This window comes from Alkalilimnicola sp. S0819 (assembly GCF_009295635.1).
Lineage (GTDB): Bacteria > Pseudomonadota > Gammaproteobacteria > Nitrococcales > WHIW01 > S0819.
Window position 1 is genome coordinate 136502 of the sequence record NZ_WHIW01000006.1, and the last position, 18618, is coordinate 155119.

General features: G+C 69.4%; 18 protein-coding genes. 15 read left to right on the top strand and 3 right to left on the bottom strand.

Going from position 1 to position 18618, the window contains the following annotated elements; all coding sequences use genetic code 11:
- Nucleotides 1-4: 4 nt before the first annotated feature.
- The 10 genes from GBG68_RS07265 (at nucleotide 5) to GBG68_RS07310 (ending at nucleotide 9444) form a co-directional block, all read left to right on the top strand.
- Nucleotides 5-919: a lipid A biosynthesis acyltransferase gene (locus GBG68_RS07265; protein ID WP_152146276.1), complete on the top strand. Its 915-nt coding sequence runs from the start codon at nucleotides 5-7 to the stop codon at nucleotides 917-919.
- Nucleotides 900-1496, top strand: a complete 597-nt coding sequence (locus GBG68_RS07270; RefSeq protein ID WP_152146277.1) for a LolA-related protein — start codon at nucleotides 900-902, stop codon at nucleotides 1494-1496. Before GBG68_RS07265 ends, GBG68_RS07270 begins: the two co-directional genes overlap by 20 nt.
- A gap of 5 nt (nucleotides 1497-1501) precedes the next feature.
- Nucleotides 1502-3766: an MMPL family transporter gene (locus GBG68_RS07275; protein ID WP_152146278.1), complete on the top strand. Its 2265-nt coding sequence runs from the start codon at nucleotides 1502-1504 to the stop codon at nucleotides 3764-3766.
- Nucleotides 3767-3928: 162 nt separating this feature from the next.
- Nucleotides 3929-5107 (top strand): beta-ketoacyl-[acyl-carrier-protein] synthase family protein, encoded by a 1179-nt coding sequence (locus GBG68_RS07280; RefSeq protein WP_152146279.1) that lies wholly within the window; start codon nucleotides 3929-3931, stop codon nucleotides 5105-5107.
- On the top strand, nucleotides 5107-5883 hold the full coding sequence (locus tag GBG68_RS07285) for a beta-ketoacyl synthase chain length factor (RefSeq protein ID WP_152146280.1): 777 nt from the start codon (nucleotides 5107-5109) through the stop codon (nucleotides 5881-5883). The genes GBG68_RS07280 and GBG68_RS07285 overlap by 1 nt, the downstream gene beginning before the upstream one ends.
- Nucleotides 5873-6319, top strand: a complete 447-nt coding sequence (locus GBG68_RS07290; protein WP_226801696.1) for a hypothetical protein — start codon at nucleotides 5873-5875, stop codon at nucleotides 6317-6319. The genes GBG68_RS07285 and GBG68_RS07290 overlap by 11 nt, the downstream gene beginning before the upstream one ends.
- Complete coding sequence (fabG, locus tag GBG68_RS07295) at nucleotides 6316-7035, top strand: 3-oxoacyl-ACP reductase FabG (protein WP_152146281.1); 720 nt, start codon at nucleotides 6316-6318, stop codon at nucleotides 7033-7035. The genes GBG68_RS07290 and fabG overlap by 4 nt, the downstream gene beginning before the upstream one ends.
- An 11-nt stretch (nucleotides 7036-7046) precedes the next feature.
- Nucleotides 7047-7814, top strand: coding sequence for a glycosyltransferase family 2 protein (locus GBG68_RS07300; RefSeq protein WP_152146282.1), 768 nt, complete (start codon nucleotides 7047-7049; stop codon nucleotides 7812-7814).
- The gene (locus GBG68_RS07305) at nucleotides 7798-8469 is read left to right on the top strand and encodes a YdcF family protein (RefSeq protein WP_152146283.1); all 672 of its coding nucleotides are present in this window, start codon (nucleotides 7798-7800) and stop codon (nucleotides 8467-8469) included. The genes GBG68_RS07300 and GBG68_RS07305 overlap by 17 nt, the downstream gene beginning before the upstream one ends.
- A 144-nt stretch (nucleotides 8470-8613) precedes the next feature.
- Nucleotides 8614-9444 carry an alpha/beta fold hydrolase gene (locus GBG68_RS07310; protein WP_152146284.1) on the top strand — a complete coding sequence of 277 codons (831 nt, stop codon included), beginning with the start codon at nucleotides 8614-8616 and terminating at the stop codon, nucleotides 9442-9444.
- Here GBG68_RS07310 and GBG68_RS07315 read toward each other — a convergent pair.
- Entirely contained in the window at nucleotides 9417-9767 is a 351-nt protein-coding gene (locus GBG68_RS07315; RefSeq protein WP_152146285.1) for a hypothetical protein, read from the bottom strand. The two genes, GBG68_RS07310 and GBG68_RS07315, sit on opposite strands and share 28 nt — an antisense overlap.
- A gap of 139 nt (nucleotides 9768-9906) precedes the next feature.
- Here GBG68_RS07315 and GBG68_RS07320 point away from each other — a divergent pair, with 139 nt between their 5' ends.
- From GBG68_RS07320 to GBG68_RS07335, 4 genes are all read left to right on the top strand, one after another.
- On the top strand, nucleotides 9907-10626 hold the full coding sequence (locus GBG68_RS07320; RefSeq protein WP_152146286.1) for a TIGR00730 family Rossman fold protein: 720 nt from the start codon (nucleotides 9907-9909) through the stop codon (nucleotides 10624-10626).
- 179 nt (nucleotides 10627-10805) lie between these two features.
- Nucleotides 10806-11375, top strand: a complete 570-nt coding sequence (locus GBG68_RS07325) for a TRAP transporter small permease subunit (protein WP_152146287.1) — start codon at nucleotides 10806-10808, stop codon at nucleotides 11373-11375.
- A complete protein-coding gene (locus GBG68_RS07330) occupies nucleotides 11372-12703 on the top strand; it encodes a TRAP transporter large permease (RefSeq protein WP_152146288.1) in 1332 nt (443 codons plus the stop codon). Before GBG68_RS07325 ends, GBG68_RS07330 begins: the two co-directional genes overlap by 4 nt.
- 66 nt (nucleotides 12704-12769) lie before the next feature.
- Nucleotides 12770-13882: a TRAP transporter substrate-binding protein gene (locus tag GBG68_RS07335; RefSeq protein WP_152146289.1), complete on the top strand. Its 1113-nt coding sequence runs from the start codon at nucleotides 12770-12772 to the stop codon at nucleotides 13880-13882.
- Between the two features lie 143 nt (nucleotides 13883-14025).
- Here the strand turns inward: GBG68_RS07335 and uvrD are convergent, their stop codons facing one another.
- Nucleotides 14026-16188, bottom strand: coding sequence for a DNA helicase II (gene uvrD, locus GBG68_RS07340; protein ID WP_152146290.1), 2163 nt, complete (start codon nucleotides 16186-16188; stop codon nucleotides 14026-14028).
- 40 nt (nucleotides 16189-16228) lie between these two features.
- A complete protein-coding gene (locus GBG68_RS07345) occupies nucleotides 16229-17134 on the bottom strand; it encodes a LysR substrate-binding domain-containing protein (RefSeq protein ID WP_152146291.1) in 906 nt (301 codons plus the stop codon).
- 360 nt (nucleotides 17135-17494) lie between these two features.
- On the opposite strand from GBG68_RS07345, the gene GBG68_RS07350 reads away from it, so the two are divergent.
- The gene (locus GBG68_RS07350; protein WP_152146292.1) at nucleotides 17495-18493 is read left to right on the top strand and encodes a response regulator; all 999 of its coding nucleotides are present in this window, start codon (nucleotides 17495-17497) and stop codon (nucleotides 18491-18493) included.
- The last annotated feature ends 125 nt before the right edge of the window (nucleotides 18494-18618 follow it).

Consider the following 18618-nt stretch of genomic DNA (forward strand, 5'->3'; position numbering starts at 1 on the left):
TGACATGGCACGCAGCTGGCAGGAGCACGGCGAGCGCGGCACACGGGGCGCGCTGCGGTTGATCCTCTGGATCGCCCTGCGGCTGGGGCGCCCGCCCGCGCGGCTGCTGCTCTACCCCATCAGCCTGTACTTCCTGCTCACCGCGCCGCGCACCCGCGCCGCCTCCCGAAGCTTTCTGCGCCGCGCGCTGGGCCGGGAGCCGAGCCTGCGGGACGTGTTCCGCCACATCCACCACTTCGCCGCCAATGTGCTCGACCGGGTGTTCTTCCTGGCCGATCGCTGGCGCGGCTTCAAGGTGCGCTTTCACGGCCTGGAGCAACTGGACGAGACTCTCGCCCGGGGCGAGGGCGGCGTGCTGCTGGGCGCGCACCTGGGCAGCTTCGAGGTGCTGCGCACCCTGGCCGTGCGCGACCGGCACGTGCCGCTGAAGGTGCTCATGTACCGCGACCACAACCAGACCATCACCCAGCTGCTGGACAGCCTCAACCCACAGGTGGCCGACACGGTGATCCCGCTGGGCGAGACCAACGCCCTGTTGCGGGCGGCGGAGTTCGTGCAGGAGGGCGGGCTGCTGGGGATACTGGCCGATCGCATCGCCGCCAACGACAAGCAGCTGCACTGCCCCTTCTTCGGCGAACCCACCGCCTTTCCCGCCGGGCCCGTGTGGCTGGCCGCCGCCACCCACGCCCCGGTGCTGTGCTTTTTCGGCATTTACCGGGGCGGGCGGCGTTACGATATACACTTCGAGCTGCTGGCCCCCGCCTACCGCGGCCCCCGCGCCGAACGCGAGGCCTGGATGCAGCAGACCATGGCCCGGTACGCGGCGCGCCTGGAGCATTACGCCCGGCGCTATCCCTACAACTGGTTCAACTTCTATGATTACTGGCATGAAACCGAGAATGGTCAGGCTCCGCGCTAGCCTCCTGGCCCTTTCCCTGGCGCTGTGCAGTCTGCCGCTGGCCGCCGCCGAGCTGAACCTGGAGCGCCTGCTCGCGCGTTTCGCGGAGCAGGCGGAGCTGCGGCTGGACTATCGCGAGACCCGCCACATGGAGATGCTCGGCGGCGAGCTGGAGAACAGCGGGCAGCTGATCTTTCGCGCCCCGGACTATCTGCGCAAGGAACAGCGCCGCCCCCAGCCCCTGGTGCTGGAGATCGAGGCCGACGAGGCGCGCATCCTGCGCGAAGGCCGAGAAACCCGCGCCATCGCGCTGAGCAGCCAGCCCCAGCTCGCCGCGCTGATCGGCGCCCTGCGCGCCACCCTCGCCGGCGACGCCGACGCCCTGCGGGCCCGCTACGAGGCCGACCTGCGCGGTGACCAGGACGACTGGACCCTCACGCTCACCCCCCGGGCCGGCACCCGCAGCGGGCGCATCGAGCAGCTCCGCATGCACGGCTCACAGGCGCGGGTGCGCCGCGTGCGCATCGACGAAACCGGCGACAACTGGACCCTGCTGGAGCTGGGGCCGCCCGAGACCGGCCGGCAAAGCTCCGACTAAGCCCCATGCCTGCACTCACCGTGCGCCTGGCGCTGTTCGTGCTGTTGCTGGCCCTGTCGGGCCTGGCGCTGCGCGATCTGCACATCAGCACCGAGCTCAACGCCCTGCTCGGCGCCGAGTACGCCGACCCCGCCCTGCGCCGCGCCAGCGAAGGGCCCGGCAGCCGCGTGCTGCTGCTGGGCATCGGCGGCGGCGAGCGCGACCAGCGGCTGCAGGCGAGCCGCGCGCTGGCCGAGGCCCTGCACGCCGACCCCCGCTTCACCGAGGTGCGCAACGGCCTGGACCTCGCCACCCTGCCCATGGACGGCCCGCTGCAGCGCTATCGCTACCTGCTGCGCCCGCCGGGCGAGCTTTCCGCCGAGGCTCTGAACGAGGCCCTGGGGCAGCGCCTGCTGGAACTGAGCGCCGGGCTGGAGCTCTACCCGCCCGAGCGACTGCGTGAAGACCCCAGCCTGGCGCTGGTCGGTTTTCTTGAAGACCTGCGCCCGGCCCAGGGCCCGCACACGGTGCGCGGCCAGTGGCTGAGCCGCGATGGCAAGCTTGCGCTGCTCACCGCGCGCCTCGCCCCCGCCGGCGAACCCCTGCTGGCCGGCGAACTGGACACCGTGCTGCGCGAGCACTTCCACGCCAGCCGCCCGCGAACGGCGGCGCTGCACCTGATCAGCGCCGGTGCGCCGGTGATCGGCGCCCGCAGCGCCAGCCTCATCCGCGCCGAGGTGCAAAGCCTCAGCCTGTGGGCCACGGCGGGCTTGATCCTGCTGCTGGCCCTGGCCTACCGCTCCCCGCGGCTGATGCTGCTGAGCACCCTGCCGCTGGCGAGCGGCATCCTGGTCGCCGCCGCCACGGTGAGCCTGCTGTTCGGGCAGATCCACGGCATCACGCTCGCCTTCGGCATCACCCTGCTGGGGGTGGCGCTGGATTACCCGCTGCACCTGTTCAGCCATCTGGACGCGGGGCGTCGCCACACCGCCGGCATCTGGCCCACCCTGGGGCTGTCACTGCTCACCACGGTGCTCGGCTACTCGGCGCTGGCGCTGACCGACTTCGCCGGGCTTGCCCAGCTCGGGGTCTTCGCCGTGGCGGGGCTGCTCACCGCCGCCGCCCTCACCCGGTTCCTGCTGCCGGCGCTGAGCGCCGGACTGACCGTCGCCCCGCCCCGGCGCCTGCCGGGCGGCGGCCCCGCCCCGGCGCTGGCCGGTGCATTGCTGGGCACGGTGGCCCTGCTGGCCGGCCTGTGGCTGTGGCTGCACCCCACGCCCTGGAACGATGACCTGGGTGCGCTGAACCCGGCGCCGCCCGAGAGCGTACGCGAGGATCAGCGCCTGCGTGAGGCCCTGGGCGTGCCGGAGTTGAGCCATCTGCTCATCGCCGAGGCCGACAGCGCCGAAGCCGCGCTGCAGGCCGCCGAGCGGGGCGCGGACACCCTGGAGGCACTGCGCGATGAGGGGGCGCTGGGCGACTACGAGTCCCCCAGCCGCTACCTGCCCAGCGCCCGCACCCAGCGCCGACGCCAACAAGCCCTGCCGGGCATGGATACGCTGCGCCAGTCCCTGGCCACGGCCAGCGCCGGTACCCCCTTCGAGGCCATGGACTTCACGCCGTTTCTGGAACAGGTCGCCGCCAGCCGCCAACTGCCGCCCCTGCAAGTGGCGCAACTGCAGGGCACGCCGCTGGCCGCGCGGCTCGATAATCTGCTGCTGGAAGAGCACGGCCGCTGGCTCGCCCTGCTGCCCCTGCAGGGGGTGACCGCACCGGCGGCCATCCACCGGGCCTTCGCGGCCACGCCGGAACTGCGCTACCTGAACCTGCGCGCCCAGGGCAGCACCGTGCTCGCGCAGCTGCGCGAGGCCACCTGGGGGCGGCTGGGCCTGGGCGGGGCGACAATCCTGCTGTGCCTGCTCATCGGGCTGCGCGGCGTGCGGGCCGTGGCCGAGACGGCGGCGCCGGTGGCCGTCGCCCTGCTGGCCACCGCCGCGCTGATGCTGGCGAGCGCCCCGGGCCTGACCCTGTTCCATCTGGTCTCCCTGCTGGTGGTCGCCGGGATTGGCCTGGATTACGCCCTGTTCTTCCGCCGCCCCGAGGCCGACCCGGAGCAGCAACGACGCACCCTGCACGGGCTGCTCACCTGTGTCGCCTCGTCCACGCTCGCCTTCGGGCTGCTGGGCACCACCGAGATACCCGTGCTGCAGTTCATAGGCCGCACCGTGGCCGTGGGGGTGGTGTTGAGCTTCCTGTTCGCGTGGCTGTTGCACGGCCGCCGACGCCTGTAAGCGCGGCTCATGGCCGCCATGGCTTGCAATCGCCCCCTGCGATCGCGGCCATGAGCCGCTGCCATGAAACCGTCGGTTTCCGCGCCTTCCCCCCGCTGGCATAATGCCCGCCAAAACAATGATCCCGCGTTCACCTCCCAACCACTCGGCCGTAAGCACGTCATGAAGCCCTTGCCCGTCACCGCCTACACCCTGAGCAATGCCCTGGGCACCGGCCGCGCCGCCAGCCTGCAAGGCCTGCGCGAAGCCCGCAGCGGCCTGCGCCCCCTGCCCGCGGGCCAGGCGCCGGTGGATACCTGGGTGGGCGCGGTGGAAGGCCTGGACGCCGTGCGCCTGCCCGCGGAACTCGCCCGCTACGATTGCCGCAATAACCGCCTCGCCCAGCTCACCCTGGAGGCCGATAACTTCGCGGACACCGTGCGCGAGGCCATCGCCCGTTACGGCGCCGAGCGCATCGGCCTGTTCATGGGCACCAGCACCGCCGGCATCGCCGAAACCGAACGCGCCTACACCGAGGCCAGCGACCCGGAGCATCTGCCCGAGCGCTTCGACTACCACGCCAGCCACGATCTGTACTCCCTCACCGATTTCAGCCGCCGGTATCTTGGCCTGCGGGGCCCGGCGCTCACCGTGAGCACCGCCTGCTCCTCCAGCGCCAAGGTCTTCGCCGTGGCCCGGCGCCATATCGACGCCGGCCTGATCGATGCCGCCGTGGTGGGCGGTGTCGACAGCCTGTGCCTGACCACGCTCTACGGTTTCGGCTCCCTGGAGCTGGTTTCCAGCGAGCCCTGCCGCCCCTGGGATGCCCGGCGCAAGGGCATCTCCATCGGCGAGGCGGGGGGCTACGCGCTGCTGGAGCCCCAGGCCGATTCGCGGGTGAGCCTGCTCGGCTACGGCGAGAGCAGCGATGCCCACCACATGTCCTCGCCCCACCCGGAAGGGGCGGGCGCCGCCGAGGCCATGCGCCAGGCCCTGAGCCGGGCGGGCCTGGCGGGCGACTCGGTGGACTATATGAACCTGCACGGCACCGCCACACCGGCCAACGATGCCGCCGAGGACGCGGCCGTAATCAGTGTGCTGGGCGAGCGGACCGCCTGTAGCTCCACCAAGGGGGCCACCGGCCACACCCTGGGTGCTGCCGGCATCACCGAGGCACTGTTCTGTGTGCTGGCGCTGGAGGAAGGCTTCCTGCCCCCCACCATCCACAGTGAGCAACCGGACCCGGCGCTACGGGCACGGATCGTGCGCGAGACCACCCCCCAGCCCCTGCGCGTGGCCATGACCAATTCCCTGGGCTTTGGCGGCAGCAACGCCACCCTGGTATTCGGAAGGAGCACTTGATGCGGATCGGCTTGCAGCGCATTGCCCTGCTGGCGCCGGGCCTGAACGGCTGGGAGGCGGCGCGCCCGATCCTCGCCGGCGAGCGAGCCTGGGCCGAGCAGGCCCTGGACAAGCCCGTGCCCCAGAGCCTGAAGGCCGGCACCCGACGGCGCACCACCAACACCATCAAGTTCGCCGTGCTGCTGGCCGAACAGGCCCTGGCCGAGGCCGCCCGCGCGCCCACCGCGCTGGTGTTCGCCTCCGCCGCCGGCGATGCGGACATCACCGACAGCCTGTGCGACGCGCTGGCCCAACCCGGACGCCCGGTCTCCCCCACCCAGTTCCACAACTCGGTGCACAATGCCCCGGCGGGTTACCAGGCCCTCGCCAGCGGCTCCCGCGCCCCCAGCAGCAGTGTTGCCGCGGGGGATGCGAGCTTCGCCGCCGGCCTGCTGGAGGCCGCCACCACGGTGCTCGCCGAGCGCGCACCGGTGCTGCTGCTGGCCTACGACTGGGCCGGCCCCCGGCGGCTCGCCGAACGCAGCGGCATTCATCAGAGCTTCGGCCTGGCGCTTTTGCTCAGCCCCGAGCCCGGCCCCTGGCGGCTGGATCTGGATCCCCCGGCCGTCGCCGAGGCCGATACCTGCGCCGATGCCGGCCTGGAGGGCCTGCGCCAGGCCAACCCCATCGCCCGCGCCCTGCCCCTGCTGCAATGCCTGGCCGGCGCCGGTCACATCGCGACCCTGCCCTATCTGGGCGAGCTGGGCCTGCGGGTGGAGCTGCGCCGTGAGCATTGAGCGGCTCGAGATCGAGGCCATGATCCCCCACGCCGGGCGCATGTGCCTGCTGGAATCGGTGAGCCGCTGGGACGAGGACGAGATCGTCTGCCGCACCAGCAGCCATCGCGCCGACAGCAACCCCTTGCGCCGGGACGGGCGGCTGCACGCGGTGCACGGCCTGGAATACGGTGCCCAGGCCATGGCCATCCACGGCGCCCTGCGCGCCCGCGCCGCCGGGGGCGCAGGACTGGGCGGCGGCTATCTGGCGGCGGCCCGACCGCTGACCCTGCACTGCCAGCGGCTGGACGATCTGCCCGGGGAACTGGAAGTGCGCGCCCGGCACCTGTTCAGCAGCGGCGGCAACCTGATGTACGAATTCAGTCTGCACCACGACGAGCGCCTGCTGCTGGAAGGCCGGGCCACCGTGGTGGAAGCGGCGGAGGACACCCCATGAAGCGCGCCCTGGTCACCGGCGGCAGCGGCGATATCGGCGCGGCGGTCTGCCGCGCGCTGGCCGAGAGCGGCCTGCATGTCATCGTCCACGCCAACAGCCGTCTGGAACGCGCCCGGGCACTGGCGGAGGCGCTGCGGGCCGCGGGCCACAGCGCCGAGGCGCTGGCCTTCGATCTCACCGACGAGCCCGCCTGTCGCGCGGCGCTGGAAGGCCTGCTGGAGAGCGGCCCCATCCAGGTGCTGGTGAACAACGCCGGGCTGCACGACGATGCGCCGCTCGCCGGCATGCCCGCCGAGCAGTGGCGCCGGGTGGTGGAGGTCAATCTCAACGGCTTCTACAACGTCACTCAGCCCCTGCTGCTGCCCATGGCCCGCACCCGCTGGGGGCGGATCATCAGCCTCTCCTCGGTGGCCGCCCAGTTGGGCAACCGCGGCCAGAGCAATTACGCCGCCGCCAAGGCCGGGTTGCACGGCGCCAGCCGTTCGCTGGCCCTGGAGATGGCCTCGCGCAACATCACCGTGAACGTGGTTTCCCCCGGGGTGATCGCCGGCGAAATGACCAGCGAGGTCTTCGACGCCGAGACCATCAAGCGCATCGTACCCATGCGCCGCGCCGGCACGCCCGAGGAGGTCGCCGCGCTGGTGAATTTTCTCGCCTCCGAGCAGGCGGGCTATATTTCCGGCCAGGTCATCGGCATCAACGGCGCGATGGGTTAGTGTCGTAGCTCATGAACAAGCGTTTCTGCATCGTCATTCCCGCCTATAACGAGGCCGCCACCATCAGTGAAGTGGTGGCCGGCGCGGTGGAATACGCCCCGGTGCTGGTGGTGGACGACGGCTCCAGCGACGACACCGCCGAGCGGGCTCGCGCCGCGGGGGCGACAGTACTGGTCAACGCCGAGAACGCCGGCAAGGCGGCAAGCCTGTGGCGGGGCATGGTACAGGCCATGAACGAGGGGGCGGACGCGGTGATCACCATGGATGCCGACGCCCAGCACGACCCGGCGGAGCTGCCCCGGCTGCAGGGCGCCCATATCACCTTCCCCCAACGGGTGATTCTGGGCGCGCGGCTGCGCGAGCGCCACGCCACGCCGCCGCTGCGCCTGTTCGGCAATCGCATGGCCAATTTCTGGATCTCCTGGGCCGCCGGGCACCCGGTGGCGGACAGCCAGACGGGCTACCGGGTCTACCCCACGGAGCTGCTGGGCCGCCTGAAACCCGCCGTGGCCCGGGAGCGCAGCTTCGTGTTCGAGAGCGAGATCCTGATCGAGGCCGCGCGCCTGGGCTACCCCACCGAGCCCGTGCCCATCACCGCCATCTACCGTCCCACCGCGCGGGCCAGCTACTACCGGGGCGGGCTGGATACCTGGCGCATCGTGCGCATGGTGGGCGGCAAGCTGCTCGCCCGCGGCATGTACCCGCAGGGGCTGTGGCGCTCCCTGCGCCCACCGCGCCCGGCCCGCCCGGAAGCCGCAGACCATGAGCGCACGCACTAGCCTGCGCCGCCTGCGCGAGGACCGGGATGCGCTGTTCACCCTGGTGCTCGCGCAGCTGCTGATCCTGCTGAGCGGTGGGCTGCTGTATCTGTGGCGCCTCTACCAGGTCTGGTCCCGGGCCCGGCGCGCGCCCACCGCGGTGCCGCGCGCCGAACTGATCCTGGTGCTGGGTCACCGGCTTACAGCCGGGGACCAGCTGAGCCGGCTCTACCGCCAGCGCCTGGCCCGTGCCCGGGCGCTGCTGCAGGCACACCCCGGGGCCCGCGCCCTGCTGCTGGGCGGGCTCACCGGGGGGCGGATCAGCGAGGCGGAGGCAGGGCGGCGTTATCTGGCCGAACACGGCATTGCCGAAGAACGGCTGCTGCTGGAGGAGCAATCCGGCGACACCCTGCAGAATCTGGTCAACGCCCGCTCGCTGCTGGCCCGGGCCGAGGACGAGCGGGTGCTGATCACCAGCCGCTTCCACCTGGCGCGCGCCCTGGCCCTGACCGAGGGCTTGAACCTCGGCGCGCACCCCTGCGCCGCCGATGAACGCCTGGGCGCGGGCAGCGTGCCGGCGATGCTGCTCGAAGCCATGCTGCTGCACTGGTACTACACCGGCCGGCGCTGGTCGCTGCTCACCAATAACCGCCGCATGCTGGACCGCATCACCTGAGCCGCCTGCCCCCGCCCCGCGGGCGCGGCGCCTGGCCGCGAAGGCCTGTGTAAACCAGGAATCGCGCTCAAGCGCCGCGCCTGCATTGTCTGTCGGGCCTTTGCGCTCCATGTCCGGGACTATCCCTGCTCCGGAGAATCGCTCATGCGCCCCGGCCTCACCCTCGCCCGAGCTTGCCTGTTATTGCTGCTGTGCGCGCTGCTGACCACCGCTTGCAGCAACCGCGAGAGCGCCGCGCGACTGCCCATCGCCACCCGCAGCCTGCTGCTGGATGAGCCCGCGCCGCACCCCCGCGCCCTGATCGTCTTCCTGCCCGGGGTGGATGATCGGGCGGAGGACTTCGACCGCCACGGCTTTCTGTTGCTCGCCGGGCGCTTCGGCCTGCGGGCCGATGTGGTGATGGCGGATGCGCATCTGGCCTACTACACCGAGCGCACCCTGGTGCGCCGGCTGGAGCAGGACGTGATCGGCCCGGCACGAGCAGCGGGGTACCGGCATATCTGGCTGGTGGGTATCTCCATGGGCGGGCTGGGTTCGTTGCTCTACGCCCGGGAGCACCCGGAGCAGGTGGACGGTATCGTCGCGCTGGCCCCATTTCTTGGCCGCGAGGACTGGCTGGAGGCAGCGGATGGCCGGGGCTCGCCGGGCGAGCAACTGGGCTACGGCTTCGAACCGGGCCTGTGGCGCTGGCTGCAGGGCTACGCCCGGGGGGCGCCCCGCCAGCCGCGGCTGATCCTCGCCTACGGGACCGAAGACCGCTATGCCCTGGGACACCGGCTGCTTGGCGAGTTGCTGCCGGCGCGGCAGATCATCCGCCGGCCGGGCAAACACCGCTGGCCCACCTGGATACGCCTGTGGGAGGCGGTGCTGGCCCGGCCGGATTTTCTGCCCCAGGCGCGCCAGCGACCGCCGGCTCGGCTCGGCCGCCCCGGCACCCCGGAACCGGCTCAGAAGGCGAAGGACAGCCCCACGTAAGGGCCGCCCAGGCTCTGCTCGGCGTCCACATCGTCCATGCCCTGCAGCGTGACCCGCTGGCGGCGCCAGCCGGCGCGCAGCTCCAGCCGGTCACCGACGCGGTAGCCTACATGGGCGCGCACATCGCGCAACTGGCTATCGCCCAGATTCAGGGCGCTGGCCTCCATACCGGCGTGCCAGCGACTGCGGGGAAGATCCAGCCGCAGCTGCCCGTGATACCGGGGCTCCGTGCCCAGCTGAGGCGCCGGCAGCTCGGCCCTCCCGGGTAGCGGCAGACACAGCAGCAAGGCCAGGCACGGCCCGGCGTGGTGTGGCAGGCGCATGTTCATCCCCCGCTAAAGACCGCGTTTCAGTGGAGGCATGCTAGCGGATCGCTCCGCGCCAACCTGGGTGCTGCTTCACACAGCGATAACCGCTTTGTGTTAAAAGAAGAGGCGTTCTGACAGGACGGTGAACAACAGCATGGACAAGACGGACAAGTTCCTCGGCCGCTCCCCGGTCAACGACACCCTGATGACCCGGGAATCCTGGAAGATCTTCCAGATCATGGCGGAGTTCGTGGAGGGCTTCGAGCGGCTGGCGCAAATCAAACCCTCGGTGAGCATGTTCGGCTCGGCGCGCACGCCCCCGGACCACCCCTGGTACAAGCTCGGCGAAGACATCGCCCGGGCCTTGTCGGATTCGGGCTTCTCGGTGGTCAGCGGCGGCGGCCCGGGGATGATGGAGGCCTTCAACAAGGGGGCCTACGCCGGCAAGAGCCCCTCCATTGGCCTGAACATCCAGCTGCCCCACGAGCAATCGGGCAACCCGTACCAGGACATCAACCTGAATTTCCGGCACTTTTTCTCGCGCAAGGTGATGTTCGTCAAGTACGCCGCGGCCTACGTGGTGCTGCCCGGGGGCTTCGGCACATTGGACGAACTGGCCGAGATCCTCACCCTGGTGCAGACCGGCAAGACCCGGCGCATTCCCATCATCCTGGTGGAAAGCCGCTTTTGGCGCGGTCTGATCGACTGGTTCAAGGACGCGCTGGTGGCGGAGGGCACCATCAACCTCCAGGATCTGGAGCTGTTCAAGCTGCTGGACACGCCCCGGGAAGTGGTGGACGCGATCTTCGAGCACTACGAGCACCGCGGCTTCGAGCCGTCCCGGGAAGAGCGCGAGATCCTGCTGGATTTGTAGCCTTGCGGCGCTGCGGCTTGACGCTGCCCCGCACCGCCGCTAGTTTGAGCGAAAACCGCCCGATACAAGAGCCGGGCAGCGGCCAGCGGGCGCATCAACCTTATTGCACCACGCGACCACAGGGCGGGGCGGACCACCCCAAGCGGGATGCCCCCTGCCACAGGGGATGACAAGGCACCATGAAACGTGCGCTCAAGCTGGCCGCGGGCATAGACTGGCTTAACGAGCAGATCGGCCGAATCATCCAGTGGTTCGGCCTGCTCATGATCCTGATCGGCGTGTACAACGCCACCGTCCGCTATCTCGGCGCCTTCATCGGCGAAAACCTCAGCTCCAACGCCTACCTCGAAGCCCAGTGGTATCTGTTCGGCGCCATGTTCATGCTCGGCGGCGGCTACGCGCTGCGCCACAACGTGCATGTGCGGGTGGATGTGGTCTACGGGCGCCTGGGCGAGAAGGGCAAGGCCTGGGTGGAACTGCTGGGCAGCCTGGTGTTCCTGCTGCCCTTCTGCCTGTTGCTCTTCTACCTCTCGCTGGACTGGGTGGGGCGCTCCTGGGCCATCAACGAGACCTCCAACAACCCCGGCGGGCTGATCCGCTACCCCATCAAGACGGTGCTGCCCTTCGCCTTCGCCCTGCTGGCGCTGCAGGGGCTGAGCCAGGTGATCAAGGCCCTGGCGGTGCTGCGCGGCCACCGCGAGCGGCTGTTCGATGCCCCGGCCGAGCGCGCCGAAGCGGAAACCGTATGAGCATCGACGACATCATCCCGCCGCTGATGTTCGCCACCGTGCTGCTGCTGATCTTCAGCGGCTACCCGGTGGCCTTCGCGCTGGCCGGCGCCTCGCTGCTGTTCATCCCGGTGGGCATCTGGCTGGGGTTCTTCGACTTCTCCCTGCTCGGCATCTTGCCCAACGGTGTGTTCAACATCATGGGCAACTACACCCTGCTCGCCGTGCCCTATTTCATCTTCATGGGCAATATGCTCGAGCGCTCGGGGCTCGCCGAGGACCTGCTGAAGACCATCGGCCAGCTGTTCGGCCCCATGCGCGGCGGCCTCGCGGTGGCGGTGATCCTGGTGGGCACCCTGCTCGCCGCCGCCACCGGCGTGGTGGGCGCCACCGTGGTATCCATGGCGCTGATCTCGCTGCCGGTGATGCTGCGCTTTGGCTACTCCCAGAGCTTCTCCACCGGGGTGATCGCCGCCTCGGGCACCCTGGGGCAGGTGATCCCGCCCAGCGTGGTGTTGATCGTGCTCGCCGACCAGATGGGCGTGTCCGTGGGCAGCCTGTTCCGCGGCTCGCTGATCCCGGGGCTGCTGCTGGCCTCGGCCTACGGGATCTACGCCCTCAGTGTCGCCTGGCTCAACCCGAGCACCGCCCCCGCCCTGCCGCCGGAGGAGCGCCCGGCGGACATGGGCAAGCTGCTGCTGCGGGTGGTGTTGGTGCTGATCCCGCCGCTGCTGCTGATCCTGCTGGTGCTCGGTTCCATCTTCGCCGGCGTGGCCACCCCCACCGAGGCCGGTGCCTTCGGCGCGGTGGGCGCGATCGTACTGGCGGCGGTGAACGGCCGGCTCAAGCTCAAGACCCTGCTGCAGACCATGGACGGCACGGCCAAGCTTACCGCCATGATCATGTTCATCCTGGTGGGCTCCCGGGCTTTTGCGCTGGTGTTCCGTGGCTTCTACGGCGATATGTGGGTGGAGGACCTGCTCACCGGTCTGCCGGGCGGCGCGGCGGGCTTCCTGCTGCTGGCGAATCTGGCGGTGTTCGTACTGGGCTTTTTCATCGACTTCTTCGAGATCGCCTTCATTGTGCTGCCGCTGCTGGTGCCGGCGGCGCGGCTGCTGGGGATCGACCTGACCTGGTTCGGGGTGATGATCGCCATCAACCTGCAGACCTCGTTCCTGACGCCACCTTTCGGCTTCTCGCTGTTCTATCTGCGCGGCGCGACCCCATCCCACATCAGAACGACCCAGATCTACAAGGGAGTGATCCCGTTCATCCTCATTCAGCTGCTGATCCTCGCCCTGGTCATCTGGTATCCGCCGATGGTGACCTGGCTGGGAGGCAAGGGCTGATACGCCGAATCGCGCGAAGCACCGCGCCCTGTATTCCGGAAAGTAAAGAGAACGAGGAGGAGTACCATGAAACGTCGTGACTTCATCAAGGGCGCCGGTGCCGGCGCGGTGGCGGGTGCCGCCACCTTCGCCGCCCCCTACGCCACGGCCGATTCGCCGCGCCTGCGCTGGCGCATGACCACCAGCTGGCCCGCGGCACTGGTAACCCTGTTCGGGGGCGCCGAGGACTTTTGCGAGCGCCTGAGCCTGCTCACCGGCGGGCGCTTCACCGTGCGCGCCTACCCGGCCGGGGAGCTGGCCGGCGGCCTGCAGGTGCTGGACGCCGTGCAGGATGGCAGCGTGCAGATGGGCCACACCGCGTCCTACTACTACGCGGGCAAGGAGAAGACCCTCGCCATCGATACGGCGCTGCCCTTTGGCATGACCGCGCGCATGCAGAACGCCTGGATGTACCACGGCGGCGGCCAAGACCTGCTCAACCAGGAGGTCTTCTCCAACTTTGGCGTGGTGTCCTTCCCGGGCGGCAATACCAACACCCAGATGGGCGGCTGGTTCCGCAAGGAAGTGAACGGCCTGGATGACCTGAAGGGCCTGAAGATGCGCATCCCCGGCTTCGGCGGCGAGGTGATGAGCCAGCTGGGCGTGAACGTGCAGACCCTGGCGGCGGGCGAGATCTATTCGGCGCTGGAACGCGGCGTGATCGACGCCACCGAGTTCGTTGGCCCCGCCGATGACATCCGCCTCGGCTTCCACGAAGTGGCGAAGAACTACTACGCCCCTTCCTGGTGGGAACCCTCCGCCATGTTCTCGATCTACGTGAACAAGAAGGAATACGACAAGCTGCCGCCGGAGTACAAGGAGGCGATCCGCATCGCCTGCACCGACTCCAATGTGCGCATGATCGCCCAGTACGACCATATGAACCCCATTGCGGTGAAGGAGCTGCTGGCCAAGGGCGTGAAGCTGCGCCGCTTCTCCGAAGAGATCATGGCCGCCGCCGAGAAGATCGCCTTCGAGATGTACGAGGATCTGGCCAGCGAGAACAAGACCTGGGCGGCGGTCTACCGCCCCTGGAAGAAGTTCCGCGACAGCCAGTACGCCTGGTTCAACGCCAACGAGCAGGTGTACCAGGATTACGCACTGCGCCAGGTGGATCTGTCGAAGATCGGCGATATCTGAGAGGCGGAGCTACCCGCCTGAAGAAAAGGCCACCCCGATGGGTGGCCTTTTTTCTTTCCGACACCGTAGCCGCGATGAAGCCGCAGGCGGAATCGAGGGTCTCCCCTGAAGATCCCGGGTTCCCGCCTTCGGCTCCACCCGGGCTACACCACTTCCAGATTGGCGTACTGCGCCACCAGCCACTTGGAACCGGCCTCGGCGAAGTTCACCTGCACCCGCGCGCTGGGCCCCGCGCCTTCGTACTGCAACACCACGCCTTCGCCGAATTTCGCATGGCGCACCGCCTGCCCCAGCTGGAAGGCGCCGTCGTTGCTCACCGGCGGCAGGCCCTGGCCCAGCCCCGTGGGGGTGACCGTCATGCGCGAGCTGCGCACCTCCTCGATCAGCTCCGCGGGCAGCTCGGCGAGAAAGCGCGAGGGGGTGCAGTAATTGCTCACCCCGTGCAGGCGACGGGCCTCGGCGTAGGAGAGCACCAGCTTCTCCCGGGCGCGGGTGATGCCCACGTAGGCCAGGCGTCGCTCTTCTTCCAGCCGCCCCGGCTCCTCCAGCGACATCCGGTGCGGGAACAGGCCCTCTTCCAGGCCCACCAGGAACACCACCGGGAACTCCAGGCCCTTGGCCGAGTGCAGGGTCATCAGCTGCACGCAGTCCTCCCACTCGTCCGCCTGCCCCTCGCCGGCCTCCAGTGCCGCGTGGGAGAGAAAGGCGGTGAGCAGCTCCATGTCGGATTCTTCCGGCTGGTAGTCCTGCTCGAAGCCCCGGGCGGCGCTGATCAGCTCGTCCAGGTTCTCGCGCCGGGCCTGGCCCTTGTCGGTGCGATCCTTCTCGTAGTGGGCCTTGAGCCCGCTTTGCTCGATGGCGTCCTCAATCTGCTGGCTGAGCGCCAGCCCCTTGAGCGCCTGGTCCAGCTCCTCGATCAGCGCGGTGAAGGCATCCACCGCATTGCGCGCCCGGGCGGGCAGCGCCTGCTGGGTGACCAGCGCCCGCGCGGCCTGCCACAGGCTCATGGCCTGGTCCCGGGCGACGGTGCGGATCTGGTCCACGGTGCGGTTGCCGATACCCCGGGTGGGGGTGTTGATGACCCGCTCCAGCGCCGCGTCATCGTGGCGGTTCTGCACCAGGCGCAGGTAGGCCAGCGCGTCCTTCACCTCGGCGCGCTCGAAAAAGCGCAAGCCCCCGTAGACCCGGTAGGGAATGCGCCGGGCGAGCAGGGCTTCCTCGAAGTTGCGGGACTGGGCGTTGGAGCGGTAGAGAATGGCCAGCTCCGAGCGGGCGCGCCCCTGGTCCAGCTGCTGGAGGATGCGGTCGATGACGAAGCGCGCCTCGTCCTGCTCGTTGAAGCCCACGTACAGGCTGATGGGCTCGCCTTCCCGGTCATCGGTCCAGAGGGTCTTGCCCATGCGCCCGGCGTTGTGGTCGATGAGCGCGTTGGCGGCCTTGAGGATGGTGGCGGTGGAGCGGTAGTTCTGCTCCAGGCGGTGGACCTGCACGGTGCCGAAATCGGTGGTGTAGCGGCGCAGGTTCTCGACCTTGGCGCCTCGCCAGCCGTAGACCGACTGATCGTCATCGCCCACCACGAACACGTCGGTTTCATCGCCCGCCAACAGGCGCAGCCAGGCGTACTGGATGGTGTTGGTGTCCTGGAACTCGTCCACCAGCAGGTGGCGGAAGCGGCGCTGGTAGTGGCCAAGCAGGCGGGGGTTGTCGCGCAGCAACTCGTGGGCGCGCAGCAGCAGTTCGGCGAAATCCAGCTGCCCGCCGCGTCGGCAGGCCTCCTCGTAGGCGGCGTACAGGCGCACCATCATGCGCTGGTACTCGCCCTGGGCGTCGATGTGGGCCGGGCGCTCGCCCTCGTCCTTGCGGGCGTTGATGAAGCCCTGCACCTGCTTCGGGGGCCAGCGGCTCTCGTCCACCTCCTCGGCGCGCATGACCCGCTTGATCATGCGCAGCTGGTCGTCGGAGTCGAGGATCTGGAAGCTCTTGGGCAGGCCGGCTTCCTCGAAGTGCATGCGCAGCAGCCGGTGCGCAAGGCCATGAAAGGTGCCCACCCACATGCCGCCGGCGGCGATGCCCATGTCCCGCTCGATGCGCCCGCGCATCTCGGCGGCGGCCTTGTTGGTGAAGGTGACCGCCATGATGGCGTACGGCGAGGCGCCCTCCACCCGGATCAGCCAGGCGATGCGCCGGGTGAGCACCCGGGTCTTGCCGGAGCCGGCGCCGGCGAGCACCAGGGCGCGGCCGAGCGGTGCCGCCACGGCGGCGCGCTGGGCCTCGTTGAGGTCGTCGATGAGGTCGGAGATATCCATGGCTGGGCAGTGTAACGAAGCCGGCCGTCGGCTGCGCGGCTCAGGCGGGTTTCACCGCCGACAAACCCGCGATCACCTCGGCCACCGCCCGCAGGGTCTGCTCCCGCGCGGCACTCCGGCGCCAGTACAGCGCCATGCGGCGTACCGGCGGCTCGTCGGAGAAGGGGCGCAGTTCCAGCCGGCCCTGGGCGTCGAAGGCGCGATAGACCTCGGCGGCCAGCGCCGGCAGCAGCGTGATGCCCACCCCTGCGCTGACCATCTGGCGCAGGGTCTCCATGCTGGTGGCGCGGAACTCCTCGTCCTCCCGCACGCCGACGCGGTTACAGATATCCAGCGCCTGGTCGCGCAGGCAGTGGCCTTCCTCGAGCAGCAGCACCTTCTCCCGGGCCAGGTCCTGCAGCGCGATGCGCTCCTGTACCGCCAGGGGATGCCCCGGCGGCAGGGCGACCACGAAGGGCTCGGCGAATACCTCCACGTGATCGAAACCGGCCACGTCCACCGGCACCGCCATCAGGCCCGCGTCCAGCTGGCCGCGCTGCAGGCGCTCGATCAGGCGCGCGGTCTGGTCCTCATAGAGCAGCGGGCGCAGGCGTGGCAGCTGCGTGCCGAGCGCCGGCATCAGGTGCGGCAGCAGGTAGGGACCGGAGGTGGGAATGAAGCCCAGGCGCAGATCGCCGCCCAGCGGGTCGGCCGCGGCCTTGGCGTACTGCACCAGGTCATCGGCCTGGTTGATGATCTGGCGAGCGCGCTCGGCGATGGCCGAGCCCACCGGGGTGAGCATGACCTGCTTGTGGTTGCGCTCCACGAGCTGCACGCCCAGAAAGCCTTCCAGTTTCTTGATCTGGGTGCTGAGGGTGGGCTGGCTGACGAAGCAGGCTTCGGCGGCACGGCCGAAGTGACGGTGGTCAGCCACCGCCACCAGATAGCGCAGGTCACGCAGGTTCATGGTCGTCTCGCGATGAGGGTTGTGGGCATCATGCTACCAAACCGTCGCCACCGCCGGGCTTTTCGCCGACGGGTCGAATATACTAGGGTTCAGGGCGACAATGGTTACTGACCTTGGGACCTTGACGCCATGCCGCATCGTGGCGATAAAACAATAATCCACCGCAGGGAGGCGGGCCGTATCGCAGGGGGAAGATCATGCCTACGACTCACCCGGTGCCCGCCGGCACCGCTGCCGCGCCCGGCGTGCGCGTTCCATGCACGCAGCTCATCGCCCCCCAAGCTCCGCCCGTCTGGTGCCGCCGAACCTCGCTCGGCCGCAGCAGCTAGCATTTACCCCTAACCGAACCGGATTGAATCTATGGGCCTGGCACGCACTCCCCTGGATATAGACAGCGTTTCCGTCATCGTGGTGGATGACGCTCGTTTCACCTGCGAGATGATCCGCCGCATGCTCAAGGGCGCGGGCTATCACGACATCCGCGTCGCCAACAGCGCCCACCAGGCGCTGGAGATGATGCGCGAGCGCAAGGCCAACATCCTGCTCGCCGACTGGCTGATGCCCGAGGTGGACGGCCTGGATCTGACCCGGCAGGTGCGCCAGTTCGACGAGGAGACCAACCACTACACCTACGTGGTGCTGCTCACCGCCAAGGAAGGCGTGGAATCCTTGACCGAGGCCTTCACCCATGGGGTGGACGACTTCATCAACAAGTCGCCGGACAACAAGGAACTGCTGGCCCGCATCAACGCCGCCGGGCGTATCTCCAGCCTGCAGAATGCCCTGCTCAAGGCCAACCAGCGGCTCACCGAGCTGAACCGCCTGCACGAGGAGCGCCACAGCTTCGACACGATCACCGGGCTGGGCAACCGCGCCTATCTGGAGCGTCAGCTGGACAATCTGCTGCGCCACGTGGAAGCGCGGGGGGGCGCGGCCTGTGTGGCCGCCATCCGCATCAACGATTTTCCCAAGCTGGTGGCGCGCTACGGCGAGGCCGTGGGCCGCGAGGTGCTGGAGGCCGCCGCCAACCGCCTGCAGCAGTCCACCCGGCCGCTGGACGTGGTCACTCGCATCGATCAGGCCTGTTTCGGCGTGCTGATGAACCAGGAAGACCTGGAGCAGTGTCACCCGAACGCCTTCCGCCGCATCCACCAGGCGCTGAACCTGCGCGCCTACAAGACCTCGGCGGGTTTTCTGAGCATCGGCGCCGCGGTGTCCATCTGCGGGCTGGGGGCGACCGAGGAAAGCGAGCGACCGGAGCCCGGCGAGATCATCGACTTCGTCTCCCGCCACCTGGGCGAGGCGCAGCTGACCGGGCGCGTGCACATGGTGGAGTGGCGCCACCGGGCGCCGGGCTGACGCGCACCCTCCTGCCGCACCGAATTGCGGTCGGCTCCAGTTCCTGGCTTATACCCGCCGACTCGGTATCATCATCCCTACCGGCCAATCTCAACAACACCAGTGGACGGCGTTGTACCGCGCGG